The sequence below is a fragment of the Rhodococcus sp. BS-15 genome (genome assembly GCF_000813105.1).
Taxonomy (GTDB): Bacteria; Actinomycetota; Actinomycetes; order Mycobacteriales; family Mycobacteriaceae; genus Rhodococcoides.
The window spans coordinates 1-10472 of the sequence record NZ_BAOX01000171.1 but is presented as its reverse complement, the minus strand read 5'-3'; the positions used below and the strand labels follow the sequence as shown (position 1 = coordinate 10472).

9 protein-coding genes and 2 pseudogenes are annotated in these 10472 nt (G+C 65.5%); 3 read left to right on the top strand and 8 right to left on the bottom strand.

All coding sequences use genetic code 11. The annotated features are described in order from the left end of the window. The coding region (locus RHBS_RS17830) for an MFS transporter (RefSeq protein WP_374700628.1) at positions 1 to 479 on the bottom strand (479 nt) is incomplete at its 3' end. Positions 480 to 605: 126 nt separating this feature from the next. On the opposite strand from RHBS_RS17830, the gene RHBS_RS17825 reads away from it, so the two are divergent. Beyond that, a complete protein-coding gene (locus RHBS_RS17825) occupies positions 606 to 1130 on the top strand; it encodes a TetR/AcrR family transcriptional regulator (RefSeq protein WP_121872360.1) in 525 nt (174 codons plus the stop codon). A gap of 1 nt (position 1131) precedes the next feature. Here the strand turns inward: RHBS_RS17825 and ilvA are convergent, their stop codons facing one another. Beyond that, the gene (gene ilvA, locus RHBS_RS17820) at positions 1132 to 2487 is read right to left on the bottom strand and encodes a threonine ammonia-lyase IlvA (protein WP_121869635.1); all 1356 of its coding nucleotides are present in this window, start codon (positions 2485 to 2487) and stop codon (positions 1132 to 1134) included. 158 nt (positions 2488 to 2645) lie between these two features. Continuing rightward, positions 2646 to 3080 carry a nitroreductase family deazaflavin-dependent oxidoreductase gene (locus tag RHBS_RS17815; RefSeq protein WP_121869634.1) on the bottom strand — a complete coding sequence of 145 codons (435 nt, stop codon included), beginning with the start codon at positions 3078 to 3080 and terminating at the stop codon, positions 2646 to 2648. 158 nt (positions 3081 to 3238) lie between these two features. Here RHBS_RS17815 and RHBS_RS17810 point away from each other — a divergent pair, with 158 nt between their 5' ends. Continuing rightward, positions 3239 to 3508 carry a hypothetical protein gene (locus RHBS_RS17810; RefSeq protein WP_121869633.1) on the top strand — a complete coding sequence of 90 codons (270 nt, stop codon included), beginning with the start codon at positions 3239 to 3241 and terminating at the stop codon, positions 3506 to 3508. Here RHBS_RS17810 and dnaE read toward each other — a convergent pair. From dnaE to RHBS_RS30850, 5 genes and pseudogenes are all read right to left on the bottom strand, one after another. Then, positions 3479 to 7012, bottom strand: a pseudogene (dnaE, locus tag RHBS_RS17805) (DNA polymerase III subunit alpha). The gene RHBS_RS17810 and the pseudogene dnaE sit on opposite strands and share 30 nt — an antisense overlap. A gap of 146 nt (positions 7013 to 7158) precedes the next feature. Next, positions 7159 to 7824, bottom strand: coding sequence for a hypothetical protein (locus RHBS_RS17800; protein WP_121869631.1), 666 nt, complete (start codon positions 7822 to 7824; stop codon positions 7159 to 7161). Continuing rightward, positions 7824 to 8750: an RluA family pseudouridine synthase gene (locus RHBS_RS17795; RefSeq protein WP_032394372.1), complete on the bottom strand. Its 927-nt coding sequence runs from the start codon at positions 8748 to 8750 to the stop codon at positions 7824 to 7826. The genes RHBS_RS17800 and RHBS_RS17795 overlap by 1 nt, the downstream gene beginning before the upstream one ends. After that, positions 8747 to 9379, bottom strand: coding sequence for a signal peptidase II (lspA, locus tag RHBS_RS17790; RefSeq protein ID WP_121869630.1), 633 nt, complete (start codon positions 9377 to 9379; stop codon positions 8747 to 8749). Before lspA ends, RHBS_RS17795 begins: the two co-directional genes overlap by 4 nt. 34 nt (positions 9380 to 9413) lie before the next feature. Further along, complete coding sequence (locus tag RHBS_RS30850; protein WP_237669359.1) at positions 9414 to 9986, bottom strand: hypothetical protein; 573 nt, start codon at positions 9984 to 9986, stop codon at positions 9414 to 9416. A 65-nt stretch (positions 9987 to 10051) separates the two neighbouring features. On the opposite strand from RHBS_RS30850, the pseudogene RHBS_RS30845 reads away from it, so the two are divergent. Continuing rightward, a pseudogene (locus RHBS_RS30845) lies at positions 10052 to 10472 on the top strand (hypothetical protein); the annotation flags it as partial.

Here is a 10472-nt window from a genome sequence, read left to right as displayed (position 1 = left end):
TCCATCGCACCCCACACTCCGATCGCGGCGACGCGCTGACGCGTGTTCAGGAAGATGGTCCTGATCAAGCCCAGTGTCGCGGGCATCAGCGTTGCGCCGGAGATGCCCTGCAGCACCCGGGCAGCGATGAGCATCTCGGCGCTGGCCGAGACAGCGGCGACGAGCGAGGCGATACCGAAACCCGCTGCTCCGATCAACAGCAGTCGACGCCGACCGATCCGATCGCCGAGCGTGCCCATGGTGATGAGCAGGCCGGCCAGGACGAACGAGTAGACGTCGATGATCCACAGCAGCTGATTGCTGGTCGGTGCCAGATCCGCGCTGACGAAGGGCAGAGCCAGATCGAGGACCGTGCCGTCAACAGCGATGAGCAGCACCGCGAAAGCCAGCACCACCAACCCGAGCCAATCTCGGGGGCCGGCCCGATGCTCGGACGCTCCGTCGACCTCGTGCACCGAACCGGTGCTCACGTCACTCACGACGATCTCCTACGTTCTGCGCTCGATGACCGTGCCAGACGGTCCGAAGCGACTACGAGTACCGACCGTCCAGCCGGTACAGTGATCGAGAGTACCGCGAACCGTCCAGCCGGTAAAGTGAGTTTCATGTCATCGGACACCCGCGACCGAATACTCGACGCACTCGAGTCGATGCTGATCGAACACGGCATGACCAAAGTGACCCTCGACAGCGTCGCCGCCGCCGCAGGCGTCTCCAAGGGCGGACTGCTTTACCACTTCAAGACCAAGGACGTGCTGATTGCCGCCATGGTGCGACGACTCGGTGCCCAGGCCGATCAGCAGCGCGCCGACGCCGCAGCAGGCGGCACCTCGGTGGCCAAGTGGTATCTGCAACCGCCCGACTCCATCTCCGAGAAGGAGATCGCTCTGTATCGATCGACCCTGGCCGCGTTGCGCAGCGTCGACGGCAATTCCGGCGAGGTCCAGGACGCCGTCACCGAGATGATGCGGTTGTGGGACGAGGGTCTGCGCACCGAAATCGACGATCCGGTTCAGGCCGAGATCATCCGACTCGTCGGTGACGGCATCTACCTCGGAGCCCTTCTCGATCTCCCGGGGGTGGACCCCGACCTGCATCGACGCGTGGTCGATCGCCTGCTCGGTCGGTAGCTCACGTCAGGTAGCGGTACACCGGAGAGCCTGGCTCGAGCTGCTCGACCTGAAGGTGCGAATCACGCATGCGTTCGAGAAGCGGACTGAGCCCTCCCGCCGACCCGAGTTCGATGCCGACCAGCGCAACACCGGTCTCGCGGTTGTTGCGCTTGACGTACTCGAACAGCGTGATGTCGTCCTCGGGGCCGAGCACCTCGTCGAGGAACCGACGAAGCGCGCCGGGTTCCTGCGGGAAATCCACCAGGAAGTAGTGCTTGAGCCCCAGGTGAACCAGCGAGCGCTCGAGGATTTCGCCGTAGCGAGAGACATCGTTGTTGCCACCGGAGACCAGGCACACGACGGTGCTGCCGGGGGCGATGTCGAGGTGTTCGAGCGCAGCCACGGCGAGTGCGCCCGCAGGCTCGGCGATGACACCCTCGTTCTGATACAGCGCCAGCATCGCAGTGCAGATCGCGCCCTCGTCGATCTGCGTGATCAGAAACGCACCGGGGCCCGCACTGTCGAACACCGGCGCAGTGAGCAGTGGCAAGGAGGCGTGCGAAACCACACTCGCCCCAAGCGACCGCAGCGCGGAGTACGGCACGTCCCCGATGCGGCGGACGGCAGCGCCGTCGACGAACGGATCGATGTCGGCGAGAGTGACCGGACCACCGGCGATCAGTGCGGCGGTCATCGACGCGGCTCCGGACGGCTCGACGCCCACCAGCGAGGTCTGCGGTGCGCGCTCGCGCAGGTAACTCGAGATGCCTGCGATGCATCCGCCGCCGCCGACGGGCATGACGACGACGTCCGGCGCGCTACCGAGTTGGTCGACTATCTCGGCGGCGATGGTGCCCTGGCCGGCGACGGTACGGGGATCGTCGAACGGCGGCACCATCGTGGCACCGGTACGAGCGACATCCTCGGCAGCCGCGGCAGCTGCCGCGTCGAACGTATCGCCGATGACGATGAGATCGACGAACTCGCCACCGTGCACCCGGATGCGGTCACGCTTCTGCTTGGGGGTGTTGGCCGGGACGTAGATGCGACCGCGGACCTGCATCGTGCGGCAAGCGAAGGCGACGCCCTGCGCGTGGTTTCCGGCGCTCGCCGTCACCACGCCCACGGACCGCTCGGCATCGGTCAGCTGATCCATCAGGTTGTACGCGCCGCGAATCTTGTACGACCGCACGATCTGCAGGTCCTCGCGCTTGAGGTAGACCGTCGCGCCCGTCTCCGCAGACAACCGCTCGCACAGCTGCAGGGGTGTCGCGGCCACCACCGAAGAAATTCGCACCGCAGCGGCATCGATGTCGGCAGCGGTGACGGCTACCGACGATGAGTGCTGGGAGGCGAGTTCAGGGGATGAAGACACCAGGACATGCTGCCACCAGCGTGGAACGGTTGCCCATCCGGGACCGGGTGAACGGCGACCGGTGCTGATCTTCGGCTTTGGCCCACCGAATACTCAGATGCCTACCTGGACAGGTGGGCATCTGAATATTCGGTGGGCAGACACGCTCGATACCGCTTTCAGGCGCGCGAAAGGACGAAGACCGGGATCTCGCGATCGGTCTTCTTCTGATACTCCGCGTAGTCGGGGTACGCGGCAACCGAGCGTTCCCACCACACGGCCTTCTCGTCGCCGGTCACCTCGCGTGCGATGTAGTCGTGCTTGTCCGGACCGTCCTGCAGCTCGACGAGCGGCTCGGCCTTGACGTTGTGGTACCAGACCGGGTGCTTCGGTGCGCCGCCGAGAGAGGCGACGATGGCGTATTCACCGTCGTGTTCGACCTTCATCAACGGTGACTTGCGCAGCTTTCCACTCTTGTTTCCCTTCGTGGTCAGCAGCACCACCGGCATACCGTTCATCATCGTGCCTTCGGTCCCGCCGGAGTTCTCGTACAGCTCGGCCTGCTTGCGGGCCCAGTCGGATGAACTCGGTTCGTATTCTCCTGTCAATGGCATGACTTTCAGTCAACACCTCCAGGCTTCGAGACGCCACGAGATCGGCAACATAGCCAGGCCCGGACCCCAAGTTCGGTGGACCGAATCTTTTGCTGGGTATAGTCTGAACTTCCCGCAGCGGACACCCGAACCTGCCGGTGGCACCAGAGGAGAACGCGATGACCTACACGAGCACCCAGGTGAGCCGTCGACCCGCTCCTGCCCTGCGCACCGCGGACGTGGCCGGCATCGCCTGGCCCGTCTACAAGCTCGAAGCCCTCGCACTCGGATTTCTCGTATTCGCCGCGACCCTCGTCGTTGCCGGCTCCCTGCAGGCAGCAGTACTGGCCGGCGCAGCGATCGCCGTCGTCACCTGGTGGACGCTGCGCCTGATCGAGCTGGGTTCGACCGGGCCGACGTCAGCCCGTCAGGCAGCCCGGCCCGAGTAGCGCTTTCAGGTCTCCCATCAACGCCGACGTCGGCGTGACGCGCAGACTGTCGTCCAGCTTCATCGTGGTGATCTTGTCGCCACTGACCAACCGCAGGTGCACATCCGAGGTTCCCGGGTGGCTCGACAGCACCCGCTTGAGGGCACCGACCTTGTCCGCCGTGCACAACCGAGTCGGCAGACTCACCGCAAGTGGCTTGTCGATGCCGATCGCGGACAGATCGGGTACCGCAAGATCGTTGGCGATCAACGAGATTCGATCGTCGCGCACCGACACACGGCCCTTGACGAGCACCACCGAGTCCTCGGTGACATCGGCACCGAACACCGAGTACGCCTGCGGGAAGAACAGCACCTCGATGCCACCGGCCAGATCCTCGAGCTGAGCCGAAGCCCACGTCAGGCCGTTCTTGTTGATCCTACGATTCACCGAAGCCAAAATGCCGCCGACGGTGACCTGTGTGCCGTCCTTGATGTCACCCTCGAGGATGGTGGGGATGTTGCAGTCGGACTTCGCGGCCAGCATGTGCTCGATGCCCAGGAGCGGGTGGCCCGACACGTAGAGGCCGAGCATCTCGCGTTCGAGGGCGAGCCGATGCTTGGATTCCCACTCCTCGTCCGGCACCCGGACGTTGAACACGGCGGAGATGGACTCGTCGGCATCCTCGCCGCCGAACAGGTCGAACTGACCGATCGCCTCGGCCTTCTTGGTGCCCATCACCGCGTCGATCGCGTCGGCGTGAATGAGCATCAACCTTGCGGGGATGATCGAGTGAGTCGAAAGCACCTGCCTTGATGAGGGATTCGGTGACCTTCTTGCTACACGCGATCGCATCGATCTTGCCGAGGTAGTCGGAGAAGTCGGTGTACTTGGACTTCTCCGATCGCGCCCTGATGATCGACGCGACCACATTGGTACCGACGTTGCGGACGGCGCCGAGACCGAACCGGATGTCTTTGCCCACCGACGCGAAGTTGAGTTCGGATTCGTTGACGTCCGGTGGCAGCACCGTGATGCCGAGCTTGCGACAGTCGGCGAGGTAGATCGCGGCCTTGTCCTTGTCGTCACCGACGCTGGTGAGCAGTCCGGCCATGTACTCGGCCGGGTAGTTGGCCTTGAGGTATGCCGTCCAGTACGACACCAGGCCGTAGCCCGCGGAGTGAGACTTGTTGAACGCGTAGCCGGCGAAGGGCAGCACGGTGTCCCACAGCGCCTTGATGGCCGCCTCGGAGAAGTCGTTGTCCAACATGCCCTGTCGGAACCCGGCGTATGCCTTCTCCAGCTCGGAGAGCTTCTTCTTGCCCATGGCGCGACGCAGCAGGTCGGCCTGGCCGAGGGTGTAGCCGGCCACCTTCTGCGCCAGCTGCATGATCTGCTCCTGGTAAACCACCAGGCCGTACGTCTCGCCGAGAATCACCTTGAGCGGCTCTTCGAGCTCCGGGTGAATCGGCTTGACCTCTTGCCTACCGTTCTTGCGGTCGGCGTAATCGTTGTGCGAGTTCATGCCCATCGGACCCGGCCGGTACAGGGCCAGGACGGCGACGATGTCCTCGAAGCCGGTGGGCTGCATACGGCGGAGCAGATCGCGCATGGCGCTGCCGTCGAGCTGGAAGACGCCGAGAGTGTCTCCGCGAGAAAGCAAGTCGAAGGTCGCCGGGTCGTCGAGCGGGAGTGCGTCGAGGTCGATGTCGATGCCGCGGTTGGCCTTGATGTTGTCGATGGCGTCGCCGATGACGGTGAGGTTTCGCAGACCCAGGAAGTCCATCTTGAGCAGGCCGATGGCCTCGCACGACGGGTAGTCCCAGCCGGTGATGATCGCGCCGTCCTGCGCACGCTTCCACACCGGAATGGCGTCGGTGAGCGGCTCGGAGGACATGATGACCGCGCAGGCGTGCACGCCTGCGTTGCGGATCAGGCCCTCGAGGCCCTTGGCCGTCTTGTAGATGGTCGCGACGTCGGGGTTGGAGTCGATCAGCGCTCGAACCTCGACGGCTTCCTTGTAGCGCTCGTGCGCGGGGTCGGTGATGCCCGCCACGGAGATGTCCTTGGCCATGATGGGCGGCGGAAGTGCTTGGTGATCTGATCGGCGATTCCGAAGCCGGGCTGGCCGAACTGCACTCGTGCGGAGTCCTTGATGGCGGCCTTGGTCTTGATGGTGCCGAACGTGATCACCTGGGCCACTCGATCGCTGCCCCACTTCTCGGTGGCGTAGCGGACCATCTCGCCGCGGCGGCGATCGTCGAAGTCGATATCGATATCGGGCATCGACACCCGCTCGGGGTTGAGGAATCGCTCGAACAGCAGACCGTGCGGCAGTGGGTCGATGTTGGTGATGCCCATGGCGTACGCGACCAAGGATCCGGCAGCGGACCCTCGGCCTGGCCCGACGCGAATGCCGACGGCCTTGGCGTGGTTGATCAGGTCGCCGACCACGAGGAAGTAGGCGGGGAAGCCCATCTCGAGAATGACCTTGATCTCGTACTCCGCGCGCGCGAGGTAGTCCTCGGCCGGCCCGTCGGGGAATCGACGCTCGAGCCCGGTCATGACCTCGTGGCGCAACCAGGTGCCCTGCGTGTGGCCCTCGGGCACGGGGAAGATCGGCATCCGGTCGCGGTGCGCCCACACCTCGTCGTAGGGCTGCACTCGCTCGGCGATGAGCAGGGTGCTGTCGCAGGCACCGGGCACCGAATCGTCCCAGAGCTCGCGCATCTCGGCGGCGGACTTGAGGTAGTAGCCGTCACCGTCGAACTTGAAGCGAGTGGGATCGCTGAGCGTCTTACCGGTCTGGATGCACAGCAGCGCCTCGTGGTTCTCGGCGGCGTCCTTGGTGACGTAGTGGCAGTCGTTGGTGGCCAGCGGCGGAATCGAGAGCTTCTTGCCGATGTCGAGCAGCCCTTCGCGGACGCGTCGCTCGATGGACAGGCCGTGATCCATCAGTTCGAGAAAGAAGTTCTCCGGGCCCCAGATCTCGCGCCACTTGGCGGCTGCCTCCAATGCCTCGCGATCCTGGCCGAGTCGCAGTCGAGTCTGCACCTCCCCCGACGGGCAGCCGGTGGTGGCGATGATGCCCTCGGCGTGGGAGGCGATGATCTCCTCGTCCATCCGGGCCCACTTGCCCAGCTGCCCCTCGATGGAGGCGAGCGAGGACAGCTTGAACAGGTTCCGGACTCCGGTGGGGTTCTCGGCGACCATCGTCATGTGCGTGTACGCACCGCTACCGGAGACGTCGTCGGACTTCTGGCTGCGGTCACCCCACAGCACGCGCTTCTTGTTGAACCGGGACTCGGGGGCGATGTAGGCCTCGATGCCGATGATCGGCTTGATTCCGGCCTTCTTGGCCTCGTTGTAGAACTCGCTGGCCCCGTACATGTTGCCGTGGTCGGTCATGCCGACTGCCGTCATCTCCAACCGTGCTGCCTCGGCGAACATCGCCCCGATCTTGGCGGCACCGTCGAGCATCGAATATTCGGTGTGGTTGTGCAGATGAACGAACGAATCGGCCACGAAGGTTCTCTCCTGAAGGTCGTGCGTTGGCGAAAATACGAGCCGCGAACGTACTCACTGTAAGCGGTCGAACCGACAGATTTTCCACGCTGCCGGTGTGTCCTGGGAGGACGTGACAGGTGTGACGGATGCGACGAGAAATCGCCTCATTCGGTCGGCACGGGACCGTCGTCCGGAAGCGGCCCGACGACGTCGACGTACTCCGGCAGGAGCGGCTCGACCGCGAACTTGCCGGACACTGCATCCGGCGGAAGCGCCTGCACCGCTCGCACATCGGCACGGCCGGCCAGCTCGGTCAACTCGGCAGGGGTACCGCGCACCACCACGGTCACCACACACGCACACCCGTCGAGCAGACGTCGCTGCGACACCGCAGCTATCCGGGCCTGCCGGTCCCCCGCCTCGAACGATTCGTCCGCCAGGCTCGCTGCACGCGCGGTCGAATTCAGCACCGACCGTTCACTGCCCGGTACACCCACAGTGAGTATCGGAGTCTGCACGCGATCGAGCGGAACACGCAGCAGCACCTGCGAGATCCGGACCCCGTCGGCGACGGCATAGGCCTGTTCGGCGGTGAGCTCGCGATCGAACGACACCGAGCCCCATCGAGGTTCGGCGTCGTCGCTACGCAGGCTCGCCTCGGCGCGGGCCAGGTAATCGGTCACCTGCTCGCCGCTGTCCGGGCCGAGCCGGTCGGTGCTCACGCCCAATTGTCGTACCGGATTGAGGTGCCCGATCACGGCGAGAGCCCCGATCACGAGTGCAGCGACAACGACGCCGCCGAGCACACCGGAGACTCCCCTGGTGCACATCACGCCTTCCGAAGCACCTCGAGTGCATGCTCGAGGTCGGCCGGATACTTGCTCTCGATCTCGACCCAGCGGCCGTCGGAGGGATGCGCGAAGCCGAGCGAGCGTGCGTGCAGCCACTGTCTTTCCAGGCCCAACCGTTCGGCCAGCCGCGGATCGGCTCCGTAGGTCAGATCGCCGCAGCACGGATGCCGCAGAGCCGAGAAGTGCACCCGAATCTGGTGTGTGCGACCGGTTTCCAAGTGCACGTCCAGCAGGCTCGCCGCCTGGAACGCCTCGACCGTGTCGTAATGGGTGACGCTGGGCTTGCCGTCGGCACGGACGGCGAACTTCCAGTCGTTGCTGCCGTGTCGACCGATCGGGGCGTCGATCGTTCCACTGCTCGGATCCGGATGGCCCTGCACCAGTGCGTGGTAACGCTTGTCGATGGTCCGCGCCTTGAACGCCCGCTTGAGCACGGTGTACGCCCGCTCGGACGTAGCGACCACCATGACCCCCGACGTGCCGACGTCGAGGCGATGGACGATGCCCTGCCGCTCGTGCGCACCGGAGGTCGAAATCCGGAAACCGGCGGCCGCGAGACCGCCGATGACGGTGGGGCCGGTCCAGCCGACACTGGCATGCGCGGCGACCCCGACGGGCTTGTCCACGGCCACGATGTCGTCGTCGGCGTAGAGAATTTCCATCCCCTCGACGGGCTCCGCCTCGATCGTCAACTCACGGGCGGGCTCGGGCAGCGTCACTTCGAGCCACGAACCAGCGGCCAGCCGATCGGACTTGCCGACGGCACCGTGATCGACCAGAACCGAGCCCTCCTCGGCCAGGGTCGCGGCCACGGTACGCGAGAGCCCGAGCAGCCGAGCGAGACCGGCGTCCACCCTCATTCCGTCCAGGCCGTCGGGCACCGGCATCGAGCGCGATTCCCTCACTTGTCGGCCTCGCCTGCGGCGTCGGAACTCGATTTGGTGACCCGTTCGCCGTTCGGCTCGAACCCGAACAGGCTCAGGACGACGAGCAGGATCGCACCACAGACGATGGACGAGTCGGCAACGTTGAACACCGGCCACCAGCCAACCGACACGAAGTCGACGACGTGTCCCTGGAACGGACCCGGTGCACGGAAGAAGCGGTCGATCAGGTTGCCGAGTGCCCCGCCGAGAACCAGACCCAATCCCAGTGCCCACCACGGCGATCGCAGCGTCCGACCGATCTTGATCACTCCGATGACGACCGCAACGGCCACGACCGTGAGCAACCAGGTCATGCCGGTGGCCATCGAGAACGCCGCACCGGGGTTGCGTACCAGCCGCAACGTCACGACGTCTCCGACGATCGCGATCGGGTTGCCGGGCTTGACGTAGTGCACGACCACGATCTTGGTCACGAGATCGAACAGAAGAATCACGGCCGCGATCGCGATCAGCAACCGCGTCTTGAGCGGCTTCGGAAGTCGATTCCCGGCGCTGTCGGTCTCGGTCACCTGCGAGTCCGCGGTCTCGTTCGGTGCCGGAACACTACTCGTCTCGGCTGGCGGATCGTCGGCGCGGTCTTCACTCACCTGTCCATCATGGCGTATGGACGGCGGCGGGTCCTCATCCGTGCCGCGCACCGCCGATCACCGCGGGCGGTGTCAGTAGCCTGGTGCCCGTGAAGTCGACCGATCGTAATCGCACCGTCCGCTCCGGCACCGTCCGCTCCGGTTTGCTCGCTGCCTGCTGTGCAGTGGCTCTCGTCGCGGGATGTTCGAGCACCGACACCGACACCGAGCCCGCTCCCGAGCAGGCCGCGTCCTCCAACGAGGTGACCATCGCCGTGACGCCGACGACCACCACGGTCGTCGACCCCGGTGCCGAGCCACGGCGCGTACTGGCTTTCGACACCTCCGACTCGGAGGAGCAGAACGTCGACCTCACCACCACCTCCACCGTCTCGCAGCAGATCGACAGTGGGGCTCCGCAGGACTTCTCCAGTCCCGAACTGACCGTGCCCCTGTCCGCGTCGACGTCCGACACCGTGCCGGACGACGACGCCGCGACCGGCGCGACACGCTCCGTCGAGCTGACCATCGGAGCCGCGACGTCACCCGACGAAGGACTGACCGACGCACTCTCCGCCTCCGAGGGCTCGTCGGCGCGGCTGGCGACCACCGACTCGGGAGCGATCACAGCACTGCACATCACCCCCCGCCGACGCCGCGCTCGATACCGCCCGCGCGGCGATCGAACGCTCGTTGAACGCCGCGGTGTACCGCTCCGTCGACTTCCCCGACGCAGAGGTGGGAGTGGGTGCGGTATGGACCGTCGATCAGCAGGTACTGAGCGGCATCACGTTGAACCAGCGCACCACGGTCACGCTGCGAGCGCTCGACGGTGACCGAGCGACCCTGGACGTCGCGATCACCCAGACGCCCGAATCGACCACATGGAACCTGCCCGACGGTGCCGGCACACTGAACATCGCGACGTACACCTTCACCGGCTCGGGAACTCTGGAGATGGATCTGGCACGACCGCTTCCCGTCGGCGGATCGATCACCGCAGGTGGCGAGCAGATGTACACCGACCCCGACAGCACGACCGTGCTGCGCCAGACCGTCGGAGACTCGATCACCTGGCTGCCCGATGACGGCGCGGACCACGACGCAGCTGCTG

Excerpts from the sequence above, each read along its gene's own strand:
- RHBS_RS17825 (WP_121872360.1), top strand. The coding sequence starts at position 606 with ATGTCATCGGACACCCGCGACCGAATACTCGACGCACTCGAGTCGATG.
- RHBS_RS17815 (WP_121869634.1), bottom strand. The coding sequence starts at position 3,080 with ATGCCATTGACAGGAGAATACGAACCGAGTTCATCCGACTGGGCCCGC.
- RHBS_RS17810 (WP_121869633.1), top strand. The coding sequence starts at position 3,239 with ATGACCTACACGAGCACCCAGGTGAGCCGTCGACCCGCTCCTGCCCTG.
- RHBS_RS17800 (WP_121869631.1), bottom strand. The coding sequence starts at position 7,824 with ATGTGCACCAGGGGAGTCTCCGGTGTGCTCGGCGGCGTCGTTGTCGCT.